The organism is Paraburkholderia sp. DD10, from assembly GCF_049177125.1.
Taxonomy (GTDB): Bacteria; Pseudomonadota; Gammaproteobacteria; order Burkholderiales; family Burkholderiaceae; genus Paraburkholderia; species Paraburkholderia terricola.
The window spans coordinates 2,718,470-2,741,954 of record NZ_CP185393.1 but is presented as its reverse complement, the minus strand read 5'-3'; the positions used below and the strand labels follow the sequence as shown (position 1 = coordinate 2,741,954).

At 64.2% G+C, this 23,485-nt stretch carries 22 protein-coding genes, 1 tRNA gene and 1 pseudogene; 12 read left to right on the top strand and 12 right to left on the bottom strand.

What is annotated here, in order from left to right; translation table 11 throughout:
- The first annotated feature begins 424 nt into the window (after positions 1-424).
- A complete protein-coding gene (locus tag ACOCG7_RS27630; protein WP_114163158.1) occupies positions 425-763 on the top strand; it encodes a hypothetical protein in 339 nt (112 codons plus the stop codon).
- Positions 764-877: 114 nt separating this feature from the next.
- Here ACOCG7_RS27630 and ACOCG7_RS27625 read toward each other — a convergent pair.
- From ACOCG7_RS27625 to ACOCG7_RS27605, 5 genes and pseudogenes are all read right to left on the bottom strand, one after another.
- Positions 878-1,087, bottom strand: a pseudogene (locus ACOCG7_RS27625) (alpha/beta fold hydrolase); the annotation flags it as partial.
- Between the two features lie 366 nt (positions 1,088-1,453).
- Positions 1,454-1,530: transfer RNA gene (locus ACOCG7_RS27620), tRNA-Met, on the bottom strand.
- 86 nt (positions 1,531-1,616) lie between these two features.
- Entirely contained in the window at positions 1,617-3,275 is a 1,659-nt protein-coding gene (locus ACOCG7_RS27615; RefSeq protein ID WP_073429051.1) for an MFS transporter, read from the bottom strand.
- A gap of 227 nt (positions 3,276-3,502) precedes the next feature.
- On the bottom strand, positions 3,503-5,041 hold the full coding sequence (locus ACOCG7_RS27610; protein ID WP_083083222.1) for a sensor histidine kinase: 1,539 nt from the start codon (positions 5,039-5,041) through the stop codon (positions 3,503-3,505).
- 10 nt (positions 5,042-5,051) lie between these two features.
- Positions 5,052-5,837: a response regulator transcription factor gene (locus tag ACOCG7_RS27605; RefSeq protein WP_083083225.1), complete on the bottom strand. Its 786-nt coding sequence runs from the start codon at positions 5,835-5,837 to the stop codon at positions 5,052-5,054.
- Between the two features lie 232 nt (positions 5,838-6,069).
- Between ACOCG7_RS27605 and recA the strand changes: the two genes are divergently transcribed.
- The 8 genes from recA (at position 6,070) to ACOCG7_RS27565 (ending at position 14,514) form a co-directional block, all read left to right on the top strand.
- Positions 6,070-7,146 carry a recombinase RecA gene (gene recA, locus ACOCG7_RS27600; protein ID WP_073429048.1) on the top strand — a complete coding sequence of 359 codons (1,077 nt, stop codon included), beginning with the start codon at positions 6,070-6,072 and terminating at the stop codon, positions 7,144-7,146.
- 7 nt (positions 7,147-7,153) lie between these two features.
- The gene (recX, locus tag ACOCG7_RS27595; RefSeq protein ID WP_083083227.1) at positions 7,154-7,909 is read left to right on the top strand and encodes a recombination regulator RecX; all 756 of its coding nucleotides are present in this window, start codon (positions 7,154-7,156) and stop codon (positions 7,907-7,909) included.
- A 117-nt stretch (positions 7,910-8,026) separates the two neighbouring features.
- The gene (locus tag ACOCG7_RS27590) at positions 8,027-8,764 is read left to right on the top strand and encodes a DUF2889 domain-containing protein (RefSeq protein ID WP_421378073.1); all 738 of its coding nucleotides are present in this window, start codon (positions 8,027-8,029) and stop codon (positions 8,762-8,764) included.
- Entirely contained in the window at positions 8,761-9,930 is a 1,170-nt protein-coding gene (gene sucC / locus ACOCG7_RS27585) for an ADP-forming succinate--CoA ligase subunit beta (protein WP_073429045.1), read from the top strand. Before ACOCG7_RS27590 ends, sucC begins: the two co-directional genes overlap by 4 nt.
- A 126-nt stretch (positions 9,931-10,056) precedes the next feature.
- On the top strand, positions 10,057-10,938 hold the full coding sequence (gene sucD, locus ACOCG7_RS27580) for a succinate--CoA ligase subunit alpha (RefSeq protein ID WP_073429044.1): 882 nt from the start codon (positions 10,057-10,059) through the stop codon (positions 10,936-10,938).
- A gap of 146 nt (positions 10,939-11,084) precedes the next feature.
- Positions 11,085-11,789: a TerC family protein gene (locus tag ACOCG7_RS27575; protein WP_073429043.1), complete on the top strand. Its 705-nt coding sequence runs from the start codon at positions 11,085-11,087 to the stop codon at positions 11,787-11,789.
- A 179-nt stretch (positions 11,790-11,968) separates the two neighbouring features.
- Positions 11,969-12,592, top strand: coding sequence for a pilin (locus ACOCG7_RS27570; protein ID WP_083083229.1), 624 nt, complete (start codon positions 11,969-11,971; stop codon positions 12,590-12,592).
- Positions 12,593-12,729: 137 nt separating this feature from the next.
- Positions 12,730-14,514 (top strand): PglL family O-oligosaccharyltransferase, encoded by a 1,785-nt coding sequence (locus ACOCG7_RS27565; RefSeq protein WP_083084191.1) that lies wholly within the window; start codon positions 12,730-12,732, stop codon positions 14,512-14,514.
- Positions 14,515-14,557: 43 nt separating this feature from the next.
- Here the strand turns inward: ACOCG7_RS27565 and moaC are convergent, their stop codons facing one another.
- Positions 14,558-15,037, bottom strand: coding sequence for a cyclic pyranopterin monophosphate synthase MoaC (gene moaC, locus ACOCG7_RS27560; protein ID WP_083083230.1), 480 nt, complete (start codon positions 15,035-15,037; stop codon positions 14,558-14,560).
- 187 nt (positions 15,038-15,224) lie between these two features.
- On the opposite strand from moaC, the gene ACOCG7_RS27555 reads away from it, so the two are divergent.
- Positions 15,225-16,952 (top strand): M48 family metalloprotease, encoded by a 1,728-nt coding sequence (locus ACOCG7_RS27555; RefSeq protein WP_083083231.1) that lies wholly within the window; start codon positions 15,225-15,227, stop codon positions 16,950-16,952.
- Between the two features lie 118 nt (positions 16,953-17,070).
- On the opposite strand, the gene ACOCG7_RS27550 is transcribed toward ACOCG7_RS27555, so the two are convergent.
- The 6 genes from ACOCG7_RS27550 to ACOCG7_RS27525 form a co-directional block, all read right to left on the bottom strand.
- A complete protein-coding gene (locus ACOCG7_RS27550) occupies positions 17,071-17,643 on the bottom strand; it encodes a DUF2946 family protein (RefSeq protein WP_083083232.1) in 573 nt (190 codons plus the stop codon).
- A complete protein-coding gene (locus tag ACOCG7_RS27545; RefSeq protein WP_193615236.1) occupies positions 17,636-18,763 on the bottom strand; it encodes an alpha/beta fold hydrolase in 1,128 nt (375 codons plus the stop codon). Before ACOCG7_RS27545 ends, ACOCG7_RS27550 begins: the two co-directional genes overlap by 8 nt.
- Positions 18,764-18,802: 39 nt before the next feature.
- Entirely contained in the window at positions 18,803-19,249 is a 447-nt protein-coding gene (locus tag ACOCG7_RS27540) for a nuclear transport factor 2 family protein (protein ID WP_073429037.1), read from the bottom strand.
- A 167-nt stretch (positions 19,250-19,416) separates the two neighbouring features.
- On the bottom strand, positions 19,417-20,442 hold the full coding sequence (waaF, locus tag ACOCG7_RS27535) for a lipopolysaccharide heptosyltransferase II (RefSeq protein WP_083083234.1): 1,026 nt from the start codon (positions 20,440-20,442) through the stop codon (positions 19,417-19,419).
- Between the two features lie 402 nt (positions 20,443-20,844).
- Entirely contained in the window at positions 20,845-21,039 is a 195-nt protein-coding gene (locus ACOCG7_RS27530; RefSeq protein ID WP_064268765.1) for a zinc-finger domain-containing protein, read from the bottom strand.
- Between the two features lie 69 nt (positions 21,040-21,108).
- Positions 21,109-22,032 (bottom strand): branched-chain amino acid transaminase, encoded by a 924-nt coding sequence (locus ACOCG7_RS27525; protein ID WP_114163156.1) that lies wholly within the window; start codon positions 22,030-22,032, stop codon positions 21,109-21,111.
- Positions 22,033-22,358: 326 nt separating this feature from the next.
- Here ACOCG7_RS27525 and ACOCG7_RS27520 point away from each other — a divergent pair, with 326 nt between their 5' ends.
- Both ACOCG7_RS27520 and ACOCG7_RS27515 read left to right on the top strand, forming a co-directional pair.
- On the top strand, positions 22,359-23,108 hold the full coding sequence (locus tag ACOCG7_RS27520; RefSeq protein ID WP_083084193.1) for an AzlC family ABC transporter permease: 750 nt from the start codon (positions 22,359-22,361) through the stop codon (positions 23,106-23,108).
- The gene (locus ACOCG7_RS27515) at positions 23,105-23,428 is read left to right on the top strand and encodes an AzlD domain-containing protein (protein ID WP_073429034.1); all 324 of its coding nucleotides are present in this window, start codon (positions 23,105-23,107) and stop codon (positions 23,426-23,428) included. Before ACOCG7_RS27520 ends, ACOCG7_RS27515 begins: the two co-directional genes overlap by 4 nt.
- Positions 23,429-23,485: the final 57 nt, after the last annotated feature.

The following is a 23,485-nucleotide window of genomic DNA, read 5'->3' as shown; positions in this document are numbered from 1 at the left end:
CAGGCCTTTCGTCGCGTCGCGCTAAAGGTGCAACAGGACCATCCGGAGCTGCTATCGTCACCGAACTGGGCAGACCTCGCGAGCTTCGTTGAGACGTACAAAGGCGGGTCGTGACTTGGCTCGAAGTCTCCAACCGCAAAGCGGCGGATGTTCTCGCATGGCGAATCGCGCCGACGCGAATAGCGCGGGGCCGTACCGCCGCTGCGTGATTCCGAGCGGGGACGCGGATCACGTATGCTCGCATGAACACGACGCCGCCGCAGTCATCATCGGATGATGCACGGTCCCGGTGAGATGTAAGCCTGACTGGCAGCCGAGCCATGTGCTGCATCACTGTCGGTTAGGACGGAAGCGGCCCACCCGCCTGTCAGTGGAAAAAAGACACGAGCCGCTCACATGGCCCAAACGGCCGAAGGAGTTCAAAGTGACAGACGATATTGGCTTAGCGAACGCTTATGGCGCAGACGTGCCGGAATCGCTGCGAATTCTCGCCGGGTATCTTGAGCGCGCACTCGATAGCGCGACAAGCATCGTGATGATGCGACACACGGTCGATGCGTGTACCGTCTATTTGGGCGACCCAGCAGGTTTGCCCGAGGACCTGAAGCAGATTGGCACGATCGCAACTTCGCTTGCAAACGACATGCTCGAGCTAACCTCCTCGGGCGGGAACCAGATTCATATCGATAGCCAAGCCTATCGCTTTGTCCGAAGCTTTACGGAAGTCGGCGATACCGCAGCCGTGGTCTTTGCTGCCGATTAGAACAGACATCGCTAGCAGTCTGCGTCTGCCACGCTGGTTAGCACGTGATTGCTGTTCCCTTGTTCTTTCGGGAGACGCCAGGGCCGCTTCGCTGCCCCGACGTCAAGCGTCGCGTTATTGGTTGACTCGCTTCGCAAACGTTGAGATCGCATCAGCCATCGCTTTGGGCTGCGCGGGCGCCATCGCGTGTCCCGCATTCGGCAATACGACTACCGTCTCGCGGTCGCCGAGCATGGACTTGAGAAGCTGTGAGAACCGACGAGGCGACACTGCGTCGTTCTCACCCTGCAAGTCGAGAATCGGCGCGGTACCGGCGGCGAGGTGGTCGTCGACGGGCGCGCAACGCCGTCAGTCAGTCCAAACCGAAATAGTCGCCGTCGCTCGCGCTGTCGCGACGGGTCTTTGCCCCAGTGTCCGCTTGAACATTTTTGGCCGTCGGCGTAGGGGCGCAAACTGTCCAGGATGACAGCGCGAAATCGAGGCACCGAAGTACCGCGCGGACGGCACACGTACAGTTTTTTGGCCAATTCGTCGTCCATCCGGATGTGGACCTCCCTGCGAGCCCGGTTTGTACCAGCAGGTTGTACCGGTGAGCTTATCGGCCAAACGCGCCGCGTCCTCGAATTGCCAGAAACCGTATAAAAATCAAGGACGAAAAAAAGCCCGCCGAAGCGGGCTTTTTCTTGCAACTGGTGGCGAATCAGGGACTCGAACCCCGGACCTGCGGATTATGATTCCGTCGCTCTAACCAACTGAGCTAATTCGCCGAAAGAAGCGAGATTATGGGGATAGCGCCGGAGGCTGTCAACCCCCGGCGCGCTACTTTTTCAAAGCAGCCCCGGACACCCCGTGTTCAGTCTCTCGCGTAGATGTCCGAGTCCTTGGTCTCCTTGACGAACAGAATGCCGATCACGAACGTAATGAGCGCGATCACGATCGGATACCACAACCCCGAGTAAATGTTGCCCTTCGCCGCGACGATCGCGAACGCGGTCGCCGGCAGGAAGCCCCCGAACCAGCCATTGCCGATGTGATACGGCAGCGACATCGACGTATAGCGGATGCGCGTCGGAAACATCTCGACCAGCATCGCCGCAATCGGCCCGTACACCATCGTCACGTAGATCACGAGGATCGTCAGGATCGCCACGGTCATCGGCCAGTTGATCTGCGAAGGATCGGCCTTCGGCGGATAGCCGGCCGTCTTCAGCGTCGTCGCGAGCGTCTTGTCGAACGTCTTGCCTTGCTCCTTGGCGTCGGCGGCCTTGCCGTCATAGGTGTTGATCACCGTGTCGCCGACCTTGATCTGCGCGAGCGCGCCCGCCGGCGCCGCGACGTTCTCGTAGTTCAAGCCCGACTTCGAGAGCGCGCTCTTGGCGATGTCGCACGAACTCGTGAACTTCGCCGTGCCGACCGGGTTGAACTGGAACGAGCATTCGTCCGGATTCGCGATCACGACGATCGGCGATTTCAGCGTGGCGGTTTCCAGCGCCGGATTCGCATAATGCGTGAGCGCCTTGAACAACGGGAAGTACGTGCACGCGGCGATCAGCAACCCCGCCATGATGATCGGCTTGCGGCCGATGCGATCCGACAGCGAGCCGAAAAACAGAAAGAACGGCGTGCCGATGAGGAGAGCGATCGCGATCAGGATGTTGGCGCTCGCGCCGTCGACCTTCAGCGTCTGCGTCAGGAAGAACAGGGTGTAGAACTGACCCGTGTACCAGACCACGGCCTGGCCGGCTGTCAGGCCGATCAGCGCGAGGATCACGACCTTCAGGTTCTTCCACTGGCCGAATGCTTCCGAGAGCGGCGCCTTGGAGGTCTTGCCTTCGGCCTTGATGCGCTCGAACACCGGCGACTCATGCAGTTGCAAGCGAATCCACACCGACACGGCCAGCAGCGCGATCGACGCGATAAACGGAATGCGCCAGCCCCATACGCCGAACGCGTCCTCGCCCATCGCCGTGCGCACGCCGAGAATCACCAGCAGCGACAGGAACAGGCCGAGCGTGGCGGTGGTCTGGATCCATGCGGTGTAGAAGCCGCGGCGTCCCGCCGGCGCATGTTCTGCGACGTAAGTGGCGGCACCGCCGTATTCGCCGCCGAGCGCGAGACCCTGGAGCATGCGCATCGCGATGAAGATCACTGGCGAAGCCATGCCGATCGCCGCGTAGCCGGGCAGGAAGCCGACGAGGAACGTCGACAGACCCATGATCACGATCGTGACGAGGAACGTGTACTTGCGCCCGACCATATCGCCGAGGCGCCCGAACACGATCGCGCCGAACGGCCGCACCGCGAAACCCGCGGCAAAGCTGAGAAGCGTGAAAATGAAGGCGGCGGTCGGATTGACGCCGGAGAAAAAGCTCTTGCTGATGAAAGCCGCGAGCGAACCGGCCAGATAGAAGTCGTACCACTCGAAAATCGTACCCAGCGACGATGCGAAGATCACCCGCTTCTCTTCTCGCGTCATCGGCGTATGCGAGAGTTGCCCGCCAACGGTAGCCATATGTCGTCTCCAATATTGATATGCACGCGGTTCGCCGGCAAGGCGTCCCCGTGGAACCGATTATTGGAATGGAAACTTACGGGCTACTGACGTGGCGGGGTGAACAGGGTTGCGTCGTTCATGCGGCGAATTTTGGCTAACACCTTCCAATTTGGCTAAAAGCCACGCCAACGCGCGGCTAACGTGTCTCAATAATTGCCGCCGTCCGGTTTGGCGTTCAATCAGCGTTAGGGTAAGTCCCGTGCCGGTTCGTGCGCTTGCAAGCTGACACGCACCAGCGTTCCGGCAAGCCGCGGCGAGGTTTGATAGACGTTGTCCTCGATCGTCAGTTCGCCGCCGTGCATGGTTGCGATCTCCCGGACGATCGCAAGCCCAAGGCCGCTGCCGTCGCCTTCGCGGCCGAGAATCCGGTAGAAGCGCTCGATCACCCGCGAGCGCTCGGCCGCCGGAATGCCCATGCCGGTGTCCTCGACTTCGAGATGGACGCGCCGCGCTGTCGCCTCATGCCGAACCCTGACGGTAATGCGTCCGCCCGCCGGGGTGTAGCGGATCGCGTTGTCGATCAGATTCGACAGCATTTCGCGCAGCATCACCGGATTGCCGTCCACTTCGACCGGTTCCTCGGGCGCTTCGTAACCGAGGTCCATCTGCTTGGCGAGCGCGGCTTGAACCCAGTCGCGCACGGCATGGCGCGCGACCTCGGTGACCTCCACGGTGGTGAAAATCTGCCCCGACATGCGGTTCTCGGCACGCGCCAGCGCCAGCAACTGCGTGACGAGCCGCGCCGCGTGCTCGGAACTGGTGGCGATCTGTTCGAGCGAGCGATGAACTTCCGCCGAGACGTCCTGGCGCAACGCCAGCTCCGCCTGGGTGCGCAGGCCGGCCAGCGGCGTTTTCATCTGATGCGCGGCATCGGCGATGAAGCGCTTCTGCAATTCCATGTTCTGTTCGAGGCGCGTGAGCAGATCGTTGAACGACGTGACCAGCGGCTCTATCTCGGGCGGCGCGCGGCGTGCTTCCAGCGGCGACAGATCGTCGGGGCGGCGCGCGCGGATGTGGTCCTGCAGCGCATGCAGCGGCGCGAGTCCGCGCGACAGGCCGAACCACACCAGCAGGATCGCGAGCGGCAGAATCACGAACTGCGGCAGGATCACGCCCTTGATGATGTCGTTGGCGAGCTGGCTGCGCTTGTCGAGCGTTTCGGCGACCTGCACCAGCACCGGCTGCGCGCCGGGCGTCTGCGGAAACTCGACGGTCGTATAGGCGACGCGGATGTCGTTGCCGTGCAGCACGTCGTCGCGGAATTCGACGAGGCCGGGCGGCGGGCGATCGTCCTCGTGCGGCAACGGCATGTCGCGCTCGCCGCCGACCAGTTCGCCGCGCGTGCCGAGCACCTGATAGAACAGGCTGTCGACATTGTCGGTGCGTAGAAAATCGCGCGTGGAATCGGGCAGCGACAGCTCCGCCACGCCATTCACCGGATGAATCTGGCGCGCGAGCACATAGGCGTCGGTTTCGAGCGCGCGGTCGAACGGCCCGTTGGCGATCGACTTGGCGACGAGATAGGTGACGGCGAGGCTCATCGGCCACAGCAGCAGGAGCGGCGCCAACATCCAGTCGAGAATCTCGCCGAATAGCGAGCGCGGACGCGCCGCGGCGGCGGCTTCGGTCTCGTCGGGCGGGGCGAACGGATTGGCGTAGCGCTCGTCGCGCGCTTCGTCGAGGTCCGCCGCGTGCGCCGTGGGGCGATCTGCGCGAGCGGCCATGGGGCGTTCCCTATTTGAAATGGTGGCTCGCCGGCATCGGGCCCGACGGCGGCTCGGGTTCGGGCCCGGCGGCGGACGGCGGCGGCGCGCCCTCGCTCTCGCCGGCGTGGGCGTTCACGTTCGCGGGCGACGCCGCCTTCTCGAGGCAATATCCCAGGCCCCGCACAGTGATGATGCGCACGCCGCTCGGCTCGATCTTCTTGCGCAGCCGGTGCACGTAGACTTCGATCGCGTTGTTGCTGACCTCCTCGCCCCATTCGCATAGATGGTCGACGAGTTGTTCTTTCGAGACCAGGCGGCCGATGCGCTGCAGCAGCACCTCGAGCAAGCCCAGCTCGCGCGCCGACAGGTCGATCACCTGTTCGTTGACATAGGCGATGCGGCCAACCTGGTCGAACGACAGCGAGCCGTGCCGCACGACGGTCGGGCCGCCGCCCGCGCCGCGCCGGGTCAGCGCCCGCACGCGCGCCTCGAGTTCGTTCAGCGCGAAGGGTTTGGCCATGTAGTCGTCGGCGCCGAGATCGAGGCCCTTGACGCGTTCGTCGACGCTGTCCGCGGCGGTCAGGATCAGCACCGGCAGGTTCGAATTGCGCGCGCGTAGGCGGCGCAGCACCTCGAGCCCGGACATGCGCGGCAGGCCGAGATCGAGGATCAGCAGGTCGAAGGTTTGCATCGACAGGGCGGTGTCGGCCTCGACGCCGCTCTTCACGTGATCGACGGCATAGGCCGATTGGCGGAGTGATCGAACCAGACCGTCCGCGAGTATGCTGTCGTCTTCGGCAATCAGAATTCGCATGGTGCGCCAGCTTTGGCCTTGCCGGCACCTTGGGTGTCCCCGCGGCGCACAGCGGTCTCCGAAAATTATTGTGGGTGGTGGGGTAGCGCGAGAGTAAATATGCGCGTTCGCATGGAATCGTGCTTGCCAAAACCACTGTTTTTTTATACAGTGTCTGAGTTTCGTGCGCCGTTCGTTGAAAACGCGCTGCGCACCTGCCTCAGACGCCGTTCATCATAGCAAAGGACGATTCATGGAAGAAAGCAAGAAAGGCTCGGCTGGACTGACTGCTGAAAAGAGCAAGGCACTCGCTGCCGCACTCGCGCAGATCGAAAAGCAGTTCGGCAAAGGGTCGGTCATGCGGCTCGGCGCAGGTGAGGCAGTCGAAGACATCCAGGTGGTCTCAACCGGATCGCTCGGTCTCGACATCGCACTGGGCGTCGGCGGTTTGCCGCGTGGCCGTGTGGTCGAAATCTATGGCCCGGAGTCATCCGGTAAAACCACGCTGACGCTGCAGGTCATCGCCGAAATGCAGAAGATCGGCGGCACGGCGGCGTTTATCGACGCGGAACACGCGCTGGATATTCAGTACGCGGGCAAGCTCGGCGTAAATGTGAACGACCTGCTGGTCTCGCAGCCGGACACCGGCGAGCAGGCGCTCGAAATCGCCGACGCGCTGGTGCGCTCGGGCTCGATCGACATGATCGTGATCGACTCGGTCGCGGCCCTCGTGCCGAAGGCCGAAATCGAAGGCGAAATGGGCGACTCGCTGCCAGGTCTGCAAGCGCGTCTGATGTCGCAAGCGCTGCGCAAGCTCACCGGCACGATCAAGCGCACGAACTGCCTCGTGATCTTCATCAACCAGATCCGCATGAAGATCGGCGTGATGTTCGGCAATCCGGAAACCACCACGGGCGGCAATGCGCTGAAGTTCTACGCGTCGGTGCGCCTGGACATTCGCCGCATCGGTTCGATCAAGAAGAACGACGAAGTGATCGGCAATGAAACGCGCGTGAAGGTCGTCAAGAACAAGGTGGCGCCGCCGTTCCGCGAAGCGATTTTCGACATTCTGTATGGCGAGGGTATCTCGCGCCAGGGCGAGATCATCGACCTCGGCGTGCAGGCGAAGATCGTCGACAAGGCCGGTGCCTGGTACAGCTACAGCGGCGAACGTATCGGTCAGGGCAAGGACAACGCGCGCGAATTCCTGCGCGAGAATCCTGATATCGCTCGTGAAATTGAAAACCGTATCCGCGAATCGCTGGGTGTGAACGCCATGGCCGAAGCAGTGACCGGGGCGGGCGCCGAAGTCGCGGGCGAAGAAGAGTAACCATCACGTGATACGCAAGGGCCGGCCGTTGTCCAATGCTGGACGCAACGCGGGCGGCCCGCGTGACGGTAACGGCGATTCGAACGATCCGTTCGACCCGTCCGAATCGTTCGACGCACATGATCGCGCCGCGGGCCGTCGCTCGCGGCGCGCGCAGTTTGACTCCTCCCCACGTGTTACTTCTGATCCTTCCGGAAGCCCCTCGGGTTCTTCTGAAGCCGCTTCAGTCACCGAAACCACCTACACCCGCTCGCGTCGCGCGCCTGGCGAAGCGAAGCCGGATCAAGACGAAGCGAAGAAATCCCAACGCCCGGCCCGTTCGCTAAAAGGGCGCGCGCTCGGCTATTTGTCTCGCCGTGAATACAGCCGCGCCGAACTCGCGCGCAAGCTGAAACCGTTCGTCGAGGAAACCGATTCGCTCGACACCTTGCTCGATTCACTGGAAACGGAAAACTGGCTGTCCGATTCACGCTTCGCCGAAAGTCTGGTTCATCGGCGCTCGTCGCGGTTGGGCGCGAGCCGGATCGTCGGCGAATTGAAGCAACACGCGGTCGACCCGGCGCTAGTCGAGGAAGCCGGCGCGCAATTGCGCGAAACTGAACTCGCGCGAGCCCGAGCCGTTTGGCAAAAGAAATTCGGCCAGCTTCCCGAAACGCCCGCCGAACGCGCGAAGCAGGCGCGTTTTCTGGCGTCGCGCGGTTTTTCGGGCGCGACGATCGGCAAGATCCTCAAGGGTATCGACGAGGAGTGGAGCGGCGAGTAGCCAGCGGGCGCTGCTCGCTCGCCCCGGCCCGCTGGGCGTCGCCGCGCATTCCGACCTGTCTCAAATACCCAGTATGCTAAAATTCACCGGTTTTCCAATCCGGCCTTTCCTTTCCGCATGCCGCTCTCCCCGCCAGTGTCCCGTCAGTTGCGCCACCGTCGCGCAATCAGAGCGGAAGCCTACGAGCGAGCCGATGGCCTGTGGGATGTGGAAGCGTGCTTGACCGACGAAAAACCGCGCGACGTGGTGCTTGCGTCGGGCGTCCGGCCTCATGGTCAGCCGATTCATGAACTCTGGCTTCGCATCACCATCCATCGCAAGCTCAATGTCGTCGACGCCGAGGCGTCGTCCGACTGGGTGCCCTATCCCGGTCTGTGCCAAGCCAGCAATCCCGCCTACCGTGCCCTCATCGGGCTCAATCTGTTCCGCAACTTCCGTCGTGATGCCGCCCGTTTGCTGGCCGGCACGGCCGGCTGCACGCATCTCACCGAGTTGTGCGCGCTCCTGCCGACCGTCGCGATCCAGGCGTTCGCCGGCGACGTGTGGAACATCAACGAGGGTGCGCCGGGCGCTAGCGCCAGTTCGGAACGCGCATCGTCCAGCGGCGCGGGCGAGCATTCCAACGACAAACCGCCATTCCAATTGGGACGCTGCCACGCGCTGCGTTTCGACGGCGAGGCGGTGCAGCAGTTTTATCCGCGCTGGTATGTCCGCGCTCCGTATACAGCGGATCGCGGCGCATCGTCAGATGGAGCGGCCCGCCACGAGGGCGAGGGCGGCAACGCGTCCGGCATGAACGGCGGCGACGGAAACGAAGTTCAATCCAACTCTCAGACTGAAGGGAATCACGCATGAAGATTCACGAGTACCAGGGTAAGGAAATCCTGCGGAAATTCGGCGTCGCGGTACCGCGCGGCAAGCCGGTCTTCTCGGTGGATGATGCGGTCAAGGCCGCGGAAGAGCTCGGCGGCCCGGTGTGGGTCGTGAAGGCTCAGATCCATGCGGGCGGCCGTGGCAAGGGCGGCGGCGTGAAGGTTGCCAAGACGCTGGAACAGGTTCGCGAGTACTCGAACCAGATCCTCGGCATGCAGCTCGTCACGCACCAGACCGGCGCGGAAGGCCAGAAGGTGAATCGCCTGCTGATCGAAGAAGGCGCTGACATCAAGAAGGAACTGTATGTCGGCCTCGTGATCGATCGCGTTTCGCAGAAGATCGTCGTGATGGCATCGAGCGAAGGCGGCATGGACGTCGAGGAAGTCGCGGAAAAGACGCCCGAGCTGATCCACAAGGTTGCGGTCGACCCGTCGACCGGCCTGAAGGACGCCGAAGCCGACGACCTCGCGAAGAAAATCGGCGTGCCCGACGCATCGATCCCGCAAGCGCGCGCGATCCTGCAAGGTCTGTACAAGGCGTTCTGGGAAACCGACGCATCGCTCGCCGAAATCAACCCGCTGATCCTGACCGGCGACGGCAAGGTCATCGCGCTGGACGCGAAATTCAACTTCGATTCGAACGCACTGTTCCGTCATCCGGAAATCGTCGCGTATCGCGATCTGGACGAAGAAGATCCGGCTGAAGTCGAAGCGTCGAAGTTCGACCTCGCGTACATCTCGCTCGACGGCAACATCGGCTGCCTCGTGAACGGCGCGGGCCTCGCCATGGCAACGATGGACACCATCAAGCTGTTCGGCGGCGAACCGGCGAACTTCCTCGACGTGGGCGGTGGCGCCACGACCGAGAAGGTCACGGAAGCGTTCAAGATCATGCTGAAAAACCCGAACCTGACGGCGATTCTGGTCAACATTTTCGGCGGCATCATGCGTTGCGACGTGATCGCGGAAGGCGTGATCGCGGCGTCGAAGGCCGTGTCGCTGAAGGTGCCGCTCGTCGTCCGCATGAAGGGCACGAACGAGGACCTCGGCAAGAAGATGCTCGCTGAATCCGGTCTGCCGATCATCGCGGCGGACAGCATGGAAGAAGCGGCTCAGAAGGTCGTCGCGGCCGCTTCGGGCAAGGCGTAAGCCTTAGTCCACGGTTTTTTGCCAGGATTAACCAGGATTACGAATGGCGGCGCGTAAGCGACGCGGGCGGAGAACATCCCGCCTCGTGGCGCCACCGCGCGGCGCCAAACGAACAGAGGTCAATACATGTCGATTCTGATTAACAAAGACACCAAGGTCATCACGCAGGGCATCACCGGCAAGACCGGTCAGTTCCATACGCGTGCTTGCCGTGAATACGCAAACGGCCGCGAAGCGTTCGTTGCGGGCGTGAACCCGAAGAAGGCCGGCGAAGATTTCGAAGGCATTCCCATCTACGCGAGCGTCGCTGAAGCCAAGGCTGAAACGGGCGCGACCGTGTCGGTGATTTACGTGCCGCCGGCAGGCGCCGCGGCTGCGATCTGGGAAGCGGTCGAGGCCGATCTGGATCTGGCGATCTGCATCACGGAAGGCATTCCCGTGCGCGACATGATCGAGATCAAGGACCGCATGCGCCGCGAAAATCGCAAGACGCTGCTGCTCGGACCGAACTGCCCCGGCACGATCACGCCGGACGAACTGAAGATCGGCATCATGCCGGGTCACATCCACCGCAAGGGCCGCATCGGCGTCGTGTCGCGTTCGGGCACGCTCACGTATGAAGCAGTCGGCCAACTGACGGCGATCGGCCTGGGCCAGTCGTCGGCGGTCGGTATCGGCGGCGACCCGATCAACGGTCTGAAGCACATCGACGTGATGAAGATGTTCAACGACGATCCGGATACGGACGCCGTCATCATGATCGGCGAGATCGGCGGTCCGGACGAAGCGAACGCTGCGTACTGGATCAAGGACAACATGAAGAAGCCGGTGGTCGGCTTCATCGCCGGTGTCACGGCGCCTCCGGGCAAGCGCATGGGCCACGCCGGCGCGCTCATCTCGGGCGGTGCCGATACGGCCGAAGCGAAGCTGGAAATCATGGACGCTTGCGGCATCAAGGTCACGAAGAACCCGTCGGAAATGGCGCGTCTTCTGAAGGCGATGCTGTAAGTCGAAATTCGCCTGCAATGCCGGCGTGTTTTTGATACGCTTACGGAGTCCTTTCGTCAGCGTGCGGTTCTAAGAAGCGGGGGAGTTTTTAGACTCCTCCGCTTTTTTATTGGCCCCGTGTCCGATTTCTTCTTATTCTTTTACTCATGCTCGAGTTTTTCGCCACGCTCCATTGGGGCGCAGTCATACAGATCATCGTTATCGACATTCTGCTCGGCGGCGACAATGCCGTCGTGATCGCGCTGGCTTGCCGCAACTTGCCGCCGGCACAGCGCACGAAGGGCGTGTTGTGGGGCACGGTCGGCGCCATTCTGTTGCGCGTGGCGCTGATCGCGTTCGCGGTGGCGCTGCTCGACGTGCCGTTGCTGAAGTTTACCGGCGGCCTCCTGTTGCTGTGGATCGGCGTGCGCCTGATGGCGCCCGCGCATGACCCCCACGAGAACGTCAAGCCGGCCGACAAGCTGATGTCGGCGATCAAGACGATCATCGTCGCGGACGCGGTGATGAGCCTCGACAACGTGATCGCGATTGCGGGCGCGGCTGAGGCGGCCGATCCGGAGCACCGTCTCGCGCTGGTGATTTTCGGCCTCGTGGTGAGCATTCCGCTGATCGTGTGGGGCAGCCAGGTGGTGCTCAAGCTGCTCGACCGCTTTCCGATCGTCATCACGCTCGGCGCCGCGTTGCTCGGCTGGATCGCGGGCGGCCTCATCATCAACGACCCGGCGGGCGACCGTTGGCCGATCCTCGATACGCCCGCAGCCGAGTACGGCATGTGCATCGCGGGCGCTTTGTTCGTCGTGATCGTCGGTTATCTGTTCAAGCGCCGCAATGCTCATCGCGCGGCGGCTTGAGGTTCGATCTCGAGCGGAGTGAAACGCGCGGCGTCTTGTGGTGAGCGCGGCCAGTGCCGTCGCGCCGGCCCAACGTTAGCCATTCGGCCGACTGGGTGAAACAAGCGCTGCTGGCTACGATTGAAACGCCTGTTCCCGATTTGCGGGGCAGGCGTTTTTTTCGTTTCAGGAGCTTGCAGATGATCGTTACCTTGCCGTATTCCCCTTATTCCCACGCCGTGCCGCGCTCGCGTTCCACGTTTATGCAAGCGCGCTGGTCCGCGCGGCTTACGCGCGCATTCCGCCGCGTCGGCTTCGGTTTCACGCTGATCGAACTGATGATCGTGCTGGCGATTGTCGGTGTGATTGCCGCCTACGCGATTCCCGCGTACCAGGACTATCTGGCTCGCAGCCGTGTGGGCGAGGGGCTGTCGCTCGCCGCATCGGCGCGGCTCGCGGTGGCCGAAAATGCCGCGAGCGGCAATGCGTTCGGCGGCGGTTATGCGTCGCCGCCGGCCACGCGCAACGTGGAGTCCGTTCGCGTCGACGAAGATACCGGCCAGATCACCGTCGCCTTCACGACGCGCGTTGCGCCGGCCGGCTCGAACACGCTCGCGCTCGTACCATCGGTTCCAGACAACGCGGATGCGCCGACCGCGCGCGTCGCGTTGAGCAAGGGCGCCATGCAGGCGGGCTCGCTCACGTGGGAGTGCTTCACCGGCGGTAAAGCCGCGTCGTCGCTGCCGGCGCCGGGCGCCGGTCCCGCACCCGCTGAAGCGCCCACCTTGCCGTCGAATCTCGCCCCGCCGGAATGCCGCTCGTGACCGACGACGCGAATCGGATGGATGAGTGAGCGCATCGACGTAAAAGGCTGATTTTTGGCATATTTCAGCTCGGCCGGCGCACAGCGGGAGGATTTTTTTGTATAGTGCGCCGGTTGCTGACGCCCACCGGTTACTCGATGCCCACCCCATTCGCGCGCTACCTCTCTCTCGTTCTGTTGGCTCTCGCGTTGGTGCTGCCGTATGCAGTTGTCAACCACACGTATCCGATTCCGACGTTCTACGCTGAATTCACCGCGCTCGCGCTGTATCTGCTGACCGGCGCGGGTGTCGTGCTCCTGTTCGTCAGCGCGACACCGCGCATTTCGTTCGCATCGCCCGTCGTCGCGCTCGTACCGTTGCTGTTCGGGCTGCTGCTGGTGGCGCAATCGGTGTTGCTGCCGGTCGCGCAGCCGTCGATGAACTGGCTCGGCGGCGGGTTTCTGCTCGCCGCATTCATGGCGACGCAGGCGGGCTACGGTTTCACGCGCGCGAAGCTCAATGAGACGGCGCTGCGCTGGGCGGCCGGGGCATTGATCGTGGGCGGTCTGTTCGCGGTGTTCTGTCAGCTGATCCAGTTGTTTCATCTCGAGGTGCGCGTGTCGCCGTTCGTCGTCGCCTATAACGTGACCACCGAGCGCCGGCCGTTCGGCAATATGGCGCAGGCGAACCACCTCGCCACCTACATCGCGTTCGCGATGGCGGGGGCGCTGTATCTCGTGCAGACGCGGCGCATCGCCGTCGGCATCTGGCTGCTGGTGTCGACGATTTTCGCGGTTGGACTCGCGTTGACCGTCTCGCGCGGTCCGTGGCTGCAGATGGGCGTGCTCGTGGTGGCGGGTTTCTGGATGGCGTTCGCACAGACGCGCGATCACGCTCAGTTACGCCGCGGCAATCGCGAATGGATCATCCCGATCGTGCTGGCGGTGCTGTTCTTCGCGATCAATGCTTTGATCCGCTGGGCCAATGTGCGCTATCACCTGGAGCTCGGGCAATCCGCGGCCGACCGCTTCAAGGACGCCGGCCAGATCGCGCCGCGCCTCGCGTTGTGGAGGTACGGGTGGACGATGTTCAAGACGCATCCGCTGCTAGGCGTGGGCTGGGGCGAATTCCCGAGCTATCAATACGAGTTCGCGAAGACGCTGGGCGGCGTCGAGATCGCCAACAACTCGCATGACATTTTCATCGACCTGCTCGCCAAGACCGGCTTGATCGGCCTCGCGATCGTGCTGTTCGGCCTCGTCACGTGGCTCGTGCGTGTGGTGCGTGCGCCGCAAACTGCCGCGCGCGTGTTCGGCATCGCGCTGATCGGCGTGCTGGTGATGCATGCGCTGGTCGAATATCCGCAGCAGTACATGTTCTTTCTGCTGCCGGCGATGTTCGTGTTCGGCTTGCTGGAGACGCGGCCGTTGCGGCTCGTTCCCGGGCGTCTGTCGTTCGGCGCGTTTGTGGTGGTGGTATTCGGCGGCCTCGCGGCGCTCTATCCGGTGTATCGCGACTACGCGCGCGCCGAGGTGCTGTATTACGGCGCGCGTCCCGCCGAGCAGTATCGCGCGGACCCGTCGTTCCTCTTTCGGGCGTGGGGCGATTACGGTCTCGCGACGCTGCTGCCGATGAATTCGATGGACTTGCAGCACAAGCTCGCCATGCACAGGCAGGCGATGGCGCTCTTGCCGGGCGAAACGGTGCTGCGCCGCTATGCGGTATTGCAGGCGCTGAGTGGCGATACGGCGGCGGCATTCGACACCGTCGAACGCCTGAAAATCTTCGCCGAGGAATTGAAAGACTGGCCGTCGCAATTGAGCTATCTGTACGAACTGTGCGACGAGCAGAAGACGTTGACCGGCTTCAAGGCGGAATTGATGAAGCGCTATGGCATGCCGCCGCACGACGTCAATCAGGACGACGAGAGCGAGGAGGATTGAGCCGCGCTGTCGTTCATACGCCGCAGAGGTGAGCGGGGCGTCGTCACCCCCCGGCCACCCAATCCCCCGATTTCCCGCCGTGCTTTTCCATCACCCTCACATCGGTGATCGTCATCCCGCGATCGACCGCCTTGCACATGTCGTACACCGTCAGCAGCCCAACCTGAACGGCGGTCAGCGCTTCCATCTCCACACCGGTTCGTCCGAGTGTTTCCACCTGAACCGTGCAATGGACGCCGGGTAGCGTGTCGTCGAGTTCGAAGTCCACCTTGACGCGCGTCAGCGCAAGCGGATGACAGAGCGGGATGAGATCGGCGGTGCGCTTCGAGCCTTGAATCGCGGCGATGCGCGCGATGCCGATCACGTCGCCTTTTTTCGCGTTTCCGTCGCGGATCAGCGCGAACGTCTCCGGCAACATGCGGATCGAGCCGCGCGCGATGGCGATGCGCTTGGTCTCCTGCTTGCCGCCGACGTCCACCATATGCGCCTGGCCGGCAGCGTCGAAATGAGTGAGTTCAGGCATGGTTGGGCTCCTTCAGAGGGCGCCTATCATAGCAGCGCGCCGGGGCGGGGATTCGTAGCGAGGTGTCTGCGGCCCGGATCAGCCAAACTGTCCGAAGCACTGCGGCGACTGACTACAATGACCCCATGCCCGCTATCTTAGTCCGAGCGGCGGGCGTCGCTTTTCGACTTCGTCATACCGATCTCGGATGCGTCTCAAACGCTTTCTTGCCGCGTTGTTGTCCGTTGCGCTCGCCGCGCCGCCGGGCGCGTTCGCGCAATCGCATGCCGCGTCCAATGTCACGCCCGGCACCATGCAGTCCGCGGAATCGCCGTTGGTGAGTGGCCCGGCCGATTCTTATGCGGACCCGATCGTGCCGCCCGGCATCGCACAAGGCGTGTTCGGCGTATATGGCGGCGCGCGGAGCCGCTTTTCCCAACGGGACTTCCTTCGGGGCGGCGGTTCAAACACCGGCTGGCGCGCGCCGATCGTCGCGCAGCAATTGCCCGACCTCGGCAGCGGCGGTTCAGACTCGCTGACGCCGCAGGCCGAGCGCAAACTCGGCGAACGCGTGATGCGCGAAGTGCGCCGCGATCCCGACTATCTCGACGACTGGCTGGTGCGCGACTACCTCAACTCGGTCGCCGCGAAACTCGCCGCGGCGGCGAGCACGCTCTACATCGGCGGCTATCGTCCGGACTTCGATCTGTTCGCGGTGCGCGATGCGCAGATCAACGCGTTCTCGTTGCCGGGCGGTTTTATCGGCGTCAACACCGGCTTGATCGTGGCGACGCAAACCGAGTCCGAGCTTGCGTCCGTCGTCGGCCACGAGATGGGCCACGTCTTGCAGCGGCACATTTCGCGGATGCTCACGGCCGGCGAGCGCAGCACCTACGCCGCGCTCGCCGGCATGCTGTTCGGCGTCCTGGCGGGCGTGCTCGCGCACAGCGGCGACCTGGGCAGCGCGATCGCGATAGGCGGCCAGGCGTATGCCATCGACAACCAGTTGCGTTTCTCGCGTTCCGCCGAGCACGAGGCGGACCGCGTCGGCTTCCTGCTGCTCGCCGGCGCCGGTTACGACCCGTATGCGATGACGAGCTTCTTCGGCCGCCTCGATCGCGCGTCGATGAGCGACACGGGCATCCCGGCCTATGCGCGCACGCACCCGCTGACCGGCGAACGGATTGCCGACATGGAAGACCGCGCGCGCCGCGCGCCGTACCGGCAGCCGCATCAAGCGTCCGAATATGGTTTCGTGCGAGCGCGGGCGCGCTTGCTGCAGGATCGCTCGCGCGGCGAATACGCGGACGAAATTTCGCGCTTGCGCTCGGAGATCGAGGACCGGACAGCGGTGAATGTCGCCGCGAACTGGTACGGCATCGCCTATGGACAGATGCTGCTGGACCGTTACGACGACGCGGCGGCGTCGCTGGCTGCCTCGCGCGCGGCGTTTGGCGTGAGCGAGCAAGGAGCAGGGGAGCCCGCGCGCAGCTCGCCGAGCCTCGACGTGCTGGCCGCCGATATCGCGCGGCGCGCCGGTCGCAACGACGAAGCAGCTCGTCTCGCCGAGTTCGCGCAAAAGCGCTGGCCGCAGTCGAATGCTGCGATCGACATGCATATCCGCACACTGCTGACGTTGCGGCGTTTTGCCGATGCGCAGGTCTTGGCCCGCCAGGAGACGCGTGCTCAACCGGACCAGCCGGCCTGGTGGATGTATCTCGCGCAGGCCAGCGCCGGCAGCGGCGATGCGTTGACACAGCATCGCGCAATGGCGGAAAAGTTCGCGCTCGAGGGGGCGTGGCCATCGGCCATCCGTCAACTGAAGGACGCGCGCGATTTGAAGGCGATTGGCTACTACGACCTCGCAACCGTCGATGCGAGGCTGCATGAGATGGAGGGCCGCTATCAGGAGGAGCGGCTCGACGAGAAGAGCTAGGGGCGTGTTGGCATCGTTGCCGCTCGACGAGAAGAGCTAGCGGCGTGTTGGCATCGTTGCCGCTCAACGGCAGAGCCGCGATACAGCTCGCGCGGAGCAAACAGCCGGAACCGAGACCCTAGACTCGCGCCGCCGGACTGGCAACAAAGCCGAACCGCGCGGCGACTTCCGCTCGCCGCACCGGTTGCAAGGGCAAGACCAGCCCATTGTTCCAGCGCAACTCGCCGCCCGTCGAATCGTCTGTCAGTGTGGCGTGATCGGCGAAAATTTCCAGATCGTGATCATGCAAAACCGCGACCCTCGGCGGCGCGGAGCCATCGACGAACACGATCCCGCCTTCATCGTCGACGAATACCGCCGAGGGCTCGAACGCGCCGCCGGCCTGATCCGTCAGCGAAAGCGCGCCGGCGGCATCGAGCGACAACCTCACCACCCACGGCGTATAGCCCAGCTCGACATAAACCCGCTGCGGGCCATTCTGAAAGAACCACTGTCCGTGTTCGTCGGCGTCGTAGTTCCGATTGATGAATCCGAGCAGCGCCTCATGCCGGATCGGCTCACCGGGCAAGCCGCTCGCCTGCGCCGCCTCGTCCCGCATGCGCCAGTTGCCGCGCCGGTCCAGCATCAGCCACCCTGTGCAACCCGGCACATTAGGCCACTTGGCGAGGGCCTGCCTGACGATGTCATCCATGATCGACGTGCCGCTCCAGGTAGCCGAACACGCGTCGCGACAGCCAGTCGATGCGGCCGGGGAACGGCCCCGTCATGAAGCCGGCGTGGCCGCCGTGCCTCGGTTGATCGAGTTCGACCGCGGCCGACACGTCGTGCCGTGACGGCAACGCAGCGGCCGGCAGGAACGGATCGTTGCGCGCGTTCAGCACCAGCGTCGGCACCTGAACGTGCGGCAGCAAAGGCCGCGTGGTCGCGCTGCTCCAGTAGTGGTCGGTATCGCGAAAGCCGTGCAGCGGCGCGGTCACGACGTTGTCGAACTCGTACATCGTGCGGCTCGCGAGCATCGCGTCACGGTCGAACAGGCCCGGAAACTGGACCAGCTTCTGCTCGGCCTTCTGCTTCAACGTCTTCAGGAAACTGCGCGTGTAGACCATGCCGAAGCCCTGCGACAGCGCGCGTCCGCCGGCGTGCACGTCGATCGGCGTGGAAATGGCCGCCGCGGCCGAGACAACCGGCGCCGCATCGTCACGCCGCTCGCCGAGCCAGCGCAGCAACACATTGCCGCCGAGCGACACGCCCGCCACGACGATCGGCCCGCGATGCGCGGCCCGCAAGCGCCGCAGAATCCAATCGACTTCGTTGCTGTCGGCGAGATGGTAGAAGCGCGGCAACAGATTCAACGCTCCGCTGCAACTGCGAAAGTGCGGCACGACGCCATGCCAGCCGTATTCGCGCGCGGCCGACATCAGCGTGGCCGCATAGTGCGACGCCGAACTGCCTTCCAGGCCGTGAAACAGCACGAAGAGCGGGGCGTCGGCGGCAGGCGCCCGAGGGGCGGAAGTGGCGTTGCCGGCAGGATCGTGCACGACCCAATCGAGGTCGATGAAGTCGCCGTCGGGCGTGTCCCAGCGCTCGCGGCGGAACGTCACCGCCGGGCGGCGCGCGAACAGCGACGGAACGATGGTCTGCGCATGCCGGTTCGGCAGCCAGAGCGGCGCGCGATAGAGCAGTTCGACAGTAGCGTCGACAGCGACCGCGGCGCGGGCGGCGACGGAAGCGGCGGATTGATCGTGCGTCGCCGCCCAGCTCCCCAAGAGGGCTTCCTTCGGGGCGGGGGACTTCGTGCGGGGCGTGCTCATTCCGGCGTCGAACAGGAGATGAAACGGAAAAGGCGCGCGTCAGTGCAGCGAGCCCTGGCCATGCCGCATTTTCGTGGCGAACTGGCTGGCGGCCTCGTTCGGCATCGGGCTTGCATGAATGTGCGCGATGCGCCATTCGCCGCGCTCGTGGACCATCACGTAAGTGGTGAACACCATGGCGGGCGTGGCGGTAGGATCGGCCGGGCGATGCGCTTCGGCGATCGCGTAGACGACGGTGCCGAGGCTGTCGTAGACGCGGATATCGAGCGGTTCGATGGAAACAGGCGCGGCTTCGAGCTGGATCTGCAAGCCGGCGCGAATGCTGTCGAGACCGTGCAGATGCGAGCCGTCGGCGCAGATGCAACTGACGAACTCCTCATCGATCCACAGGCCCATCAAGCTGTCGATATTGACCTCGGCGACGGCCTGATAGTAGGCATTCAGCGTATCGGCGGCGGCTTCGAAGATATGGGCAAAACGTGGCATGGCTCGTCAGTCTCTTGTGCGCGGCGCGCGGTTGCGGGGCAGCGGTCAGCGGGACAGTCCGGCGCGCCGGACGATCGCACCCGAGCGCCAGAATGCCCGCGCCGCAAGGCGCGAACATGACGCGACGCGCTCAGGGCGTGCGGTGTTGCGTGCGAGTGTCAGTGGGCTCAGCGTTGCGCGAGCAGCATGCCGCGCAAATCGCCGAAGACCTGCTCGGCGCTCAACTGCTTCAGGCAGTTCAGATGGCCGAGCGGACACTCGCGCTGAAAACAGGGGCTGCATTCGAGATGAAGCCATTGTACCTTCGCAAGCTCCGACAAGGGCGGCGTGTGGCGCGGATCGGTGGAACCGTACACCGCCACCAGCGGCCGGCGCAGGGCGGCCGCCACGTGCATCAGACCGGAATCGTTGGTGACGACCGCGCCGGCCCGCGAGATCAACGCGCACGCTTCGCCCAGCGCGGTCTGGCCGCACAGGTTGCGCACGTTCGGCGCCTTCTCGGCGATTGCCTGGGCCAACGGCGCATCTTTCGGCGAACCGAGCGCGACGATCTGCGTGTACGGGAACGACTGGCCGACCATTTGCGCGAGCGCCGCGAAATGCTCGGGCGGCCAGCGCTTGGCGGGACCGTACTCGGCGCCGGGGCAGAACACCAGCAGCGGCACGCGGGTATCGAGATTGAAGCGCGCGGAGACACGCGCCGCTTCGTTCAGATCGGCGTCGAGCCGCGGCATCGGCAGATCGCCGGGGACCTTCGCGCCGGGCGCGTAGGCGAGGGCGGCGTATTGGTCGACCATCGGCGGGCGCTCGTCCTTGCGCGGATTGGCGTGGCGCACGTTCAACAGGCCGTAGCGGCTTTCGCCGGTATAGCCGATGCGCAAGCGGATGCCCGCCATCCACGGAATCAGCGCCGACTTGAGCGAGTTCGGCAGCACGTAGGCGGCGTCGTAGCCGACGTCGCGCAAGTCGCTCGCCAGTTGCCAGCGGCGCAGCATTTGCAGCTTGCCGTGCGCGAGGTCGGTGGCGTAGACGTCGCGGATTTCCGGCATGCGTTCGAGCACGGGCGCGACCCAGGAGGGCGCGACCGCGTCGATGACCATGCGCGGGTGCAATTTCGCGAGGCGCGCAAACAGCGGCTGCGCCATCAATGCGTCACCGATCCAGTTCGGTGCGATAACCAACGCGCGACGCATCAGAGTGAGTGTCCGGTGTTCAGTCGAAGCGCCGCGCGAGCCATGCGCGCGGCGTTCGGATAGGTAAAAGGGAAATTGCCGCGAGCTGCCTGGCGCTCGTTCCGCAAAGCCGGATGCGCAGTGGCGGCTTGCGTCCCGCGCGCCCGGTGTGGCGCTCGTAGCCGCGTTTGCCTCTGCCCTGGCTGCCGCCTAACGTTCGCCGCTGCCCGCTGAAAGGCCACGCGCGGCTCGCCGAACGGCGAACCGGGCAGTGGAATCCGCAATGGATCAGGCGGTAGATCGGGCGGTGAATCAGCCGACAGCAACTCAGGAGCAAGCGGAAAGCCCGGCTGCCGTCCCGCGAGGGACCAGCCAGGCGCGCCGCGCCGCCAGCGCCCGCTGCTCAGTGGGTAGCGTTCGGTCTTAATGACCTTTGACCACTTCGCCGTCGCGCAGCTTGTAACGCGTGCTGCAATACGGGCAGCGCGCCTCGCCGTGCGTGACGTCGATGAAAACGCGCGGATGCGCGCTCCAGCGCGGCATGGCCGGGTTTGGGCAGTACGCCGGCAAATCTTTCGCCGACAGTTCGACCAGCGGCATTTCCTTGATTTCGCTCATGAGACTTTCTCGTTGTATGCAGGGTGCGGGCGTTGCGCCGTTAAACAGCCGAAGCCAGGGCAACGCGCGTTAAATCTTGGTGAGCCAGTGCGCGTACTTCTCGCTCCTGCCGTTCACGATGTCGAAGAAGCCCGACTGCAGCTTCTCGGTGATCGGGCCGCGTGCGCCCGCGCCGATCGTGCGGTTGTCGAGCTCGCGGATCGGCGTGACTTCGGCGGCCGTGCCGGTGAAGAACGCTTCGTCGCAGGTGTAGACCTCGTCACGCGTGATGCGCTTTTCGATCACCGGAATGCCCATGTCGCGCGCCAGCGTAATGACCGTGTCGCGCGTGATGCCGTCGAGGCACGACGACAGATCGGGCGTGTACAGCTTGCCGTTGTTGACGAGGAAGAAGTTCTCGCCCGAGCCTTCCGACACGTAGCCGTCGACGTCGAGCAGCAGCGCTTCGTCGTAGCCGTCGGCGATCGCTTCTTGGTTGGCGAGGATCGAGTTCACGTACCAGCCCGACGCCTTCGCGCGCACCATCGACACGTTCACGTGATGGCGCGTGAACGACGAGGTCTTGACGCGGATGCCCTTGGCGATGCCGTCTTCACCGAGGTAAGCGCCCCACGGCCAGGCGGCGATCGCCACGTGGATCGTGTTGCCCTTGGCCGACACCCCGAGCTTTTCCGAGCCGACCCAGATGATGGGGCGCAGATAGCAGGACTCCAGTTTGTTTTCGCGGACCACTTCGCGCTGCGCCGCGGCGAGCGTTTCGTGGTCGAAGGGCACGTCCATCTGGAAGATCTTGGCCGAGTTGAGTAGCCGCTTGGTGTGTTCCTGCAGACGGAAAATCGCGGTGCCGCCGTCGGCCGTCTTATAGGCGCGCACGCCCTCGAAAACGCCCATGCCGTAATGCAGCGTGTGGGTGAGCACGTGGATCTTGGCATCGCGCCACTCGATGAGCTTGCCATCCATCCAGATCTTGCCGTCGCGGTCGGCCATTGACATACGATTCTCCAGCGGGTGCGGTTGTGCGTTTGTGAGTGCCCTCGAACCCGGCGCCTTGCGCGAGGCCGCGGGGGACAAGCGCGGGGACAAGCGCGGGGACAAGCGCAGGGACAAGAAAACCTGGGGCTGCCCGGCGTTTTCTCGTGGGGTCATGCGAGGAGCGTTATTTTAGCGTCTTTTGCACACCAAACGGGCATTTGGCCGCACTTCGGGCGCTATAATTCGGCGCACGCATAATTCATATCCGGATGCGCCAGCGGGTGCTTGACGACCTGGCGCCGACTTCCCCTTCGTTGCGGCGCCGCCTCGCGTCCGCGTTTCGCCTCATGCTCGCTCGTCTGTCCGATACCGATCGCCGCGCCTTTATCGAGGGCGCGCGCGCGTATTCGCCCACGCTCATGGCGATTTTCTCGTGGGGCCTCGTCACCGGTATCGCGATGAGCAAGTCGGTGCTCACGGTGCCGCAGGCGCTCGCCATGTCGCTGCTGTGCTACGCCGGTTCGTCGCAACTGGCGGTGCTGCCGCTGCTCGCCGCCAAGCTGCCGATCTGGACCGTGCTGCTCACGGCCGCGATGGTCAATACGCGTTTTGTGATCTTCAGCGTCGGCCTCGCGCCGCACTTCTCCTATCTGTCGATGTGGCGGCGCATCGTGCTCGGCTACTTCAACGGCGACGTGATCTATCTGCTGTTCCAGAAAAAGAGCTTCCCGACCGGCTACGTGCCGGGCAAGGAGGCGTATTTCTGGGGCATGGCGCTGTGCAGTTGGCTGTCGTGGCAAGTGTCGTCGGTCGCCGGCATCTTGCTGGCGAGCATGATTCCCGACAACTGGGGCCTTGGCCTCGCCGGCACGCTGGCGCTGCTGCCCATCATGGTGGCGGCGATCGCGACGCGCTCCACGCTGGTCGCGGTCAGCGTGGCGGGCGTGGTGTCGCTGCTCGCCTTCGATCTGCCGTACCGGCTCGGGCTGCCGCTCGCGGTGATCGCCGCGATCGTGGCCGGCAGCGCCGCCGATCTGATGGTCGAGCGCGCCGATCTGCGCCGTATCCGTAGCAACAGCGCCGGAGATTCCCGATGACATCCACGCAAATCTGGCTGGCCATTTTCGGCATGACGCTGGTCACCGCCGTGACACGCGCGATGTTTCTAATCGGTGGTGAGCGCACGGTGTTGCCGGAGCGCGTGCAGCGGATGCTGCGTTATGCGCCGGCGGCCGCATTGGCCGCCGTCGTGCTCCCCGACGTGCTGGCGACGCCCGAAGGTCTGTCGTTCGCGCCGTCCAACCACGAGTTTTATGCGACGCTAGCCGGTCTCGGGTGGTTTTTGTGGCGGCGCACCATGCTTGGCACGATCGTCGTCGGGATGCTCGTATTCACCGTCCTGCGCCTTGTCGTGTGAGTTGGGGGGCGTGGATCGGGCGGTAAATGCTGCGTCGCGACACGGGCCAAGCGGCTG

Excerpts from the sequence above, each read along its gene's own strand:
- ACOCG7_RS27615 (WP_073429051.1), bottom strand. The coding sequence starts at position 3,275 with ATGGCTACCGTTGGCGGGCAACTCTCGCATACGCCGATGACGCGAGAA.
- ACOCG7_RS27610 (WP_083083222.1), bottom strand. The coding sequence starts at position 5,041 with ATGGCCGCTCGCGCAGATCGCCCCACGGCGCACGCGGCGGACCTCGAC.
- ACOCG7_RS27605 (WP_083083225.1), bottom strand. The coding sequence starts at position 5,837 with ATGCGAATTCTGATTGCCGAAGACGACAGCATACTCGCGGACGGTCTG.
- recA (WP_073429048.1), top strand. The coding sequence starts at position 6,070 with ATGGAAGAAAGCAAGAAAGGCTCGGCTGGACTGACTGCTGAAAAGAGC.
- ACOCG7_RS27590 (WP_421378073.1), top strand. The coding sequence starts at position 8,027 with ATGCCGCTCTCCCCGCCAGTGTCCCGTCAGTTGCGCCACCGTCGCGCA.
- sucC (WP_073429045.1), top strand. The coding sequence starts at position 8,761 with ATGAAGATTCACGAGTACCAGGGTAAGGAAATCCTGCGGAAATTCGGC.
- sucD (WP_073429044.1), top strand. The coding sequence starts at position 10,057 with ATGTCGATTCTGATTAACAAAGACACCAAGGTCATCACGCAGGGCATC.
- ACOCG7_RS27575 (WP_073429043.1), top strand. The coding sequence starts at position 11,085 with ATGCTCGAGTTTTTCGCCACGCTCCATTGGGGCGCAGTCATACAGATC.
- ACOCG7_RS27570 (WP_083083229.1), top strand. The coding sequence starts at position 11,969 with ATGATCGTTACCTTGCCGTATTCCCCTTATTCCCACGCCGTGCCGCGC.
- ACOCG7_RS27565 (WP_083084191.1), top strand. The coding sequence starts at position 12,730 with ATGCCCACCCCATTCGCGCGCTACCTCTCTCTCGTTCTGTTGGCTCTC.
- moaC (WP_083083230.1), bottom strand. The coding sequence starts at position 15,037 with ATGCCTGAACTCACTCATTTCGACGCTGCCGGCCAGGCGCATATGGTG.
- ACOCG7_RS27555 (WP_083083231.1), top strand. The coding sequence starts at position 15,225 with ATGCGTCTCAAACGCTTTCTTGCCGCGTTGTTGTCCGTTGCGCTCGCC.
- ACOCG7_RS27550 (WP_083083232.1), bottom strand. The coding sequence starts at position 17,643 with ATGGATGACATCGTCAGGCAGGCCCTCGCCAAGTGGCCTAATGTGCCG.
- ACOCG7_RS27545 (WP_193615236.1), bottom strand. The coding sequence starts at position 18,763 with ATGAGCACGCCCCGCACGAAGTCCCCCGCCCCGAAGGAAGCCCTCTTG.
- ACOCG7_RS27540 (WP_073429037.1), bottom strand. The coding sequence starts at position 19,249 with ATGCCACGTTTTGCCCATATCTTCGAAGCCGCCGCCGATACGCTGAAT.
- waaF (WP_083083234.1), bottom strand. The coding sequence starts at position 20,442 with ATGCGTCGCGCGTTGGTTATCGCACCGAACTGGATCGGTGACGCATTG.
- ACOCG7_RS27530 (WP_064268765.1), bottom strand. The coding sequence starts at position 21,039 with ATGAGCGAAATCAAGGAAATGCCGCTGGTCGAACTGTCGGCGAAAGAT.
- ACOCG7_RS27525 (WP_114163156.1), bottom strand. The coding sequence starts at position 22,032 with ATGTCAATGGCCGACCGCGACGGCAAGATCTGGATGGATGGCAAGCTC.
- ACOCG7_RS27520 (WP_083084193.1), top strand. The coding sequence starts at position 22,359 with ATGCTCGCTCGTCTGTCCGATACCGATCGCCGCGCCTTTATCGAGGGC.
- ACOCG7_RS27515 (WP_073429034.1), top strand. The coding sequence starts at position 23,105 with ATGACATCCACGCAAATCTGGCTGGCCATTTTCGGCATGACGCTGGTC.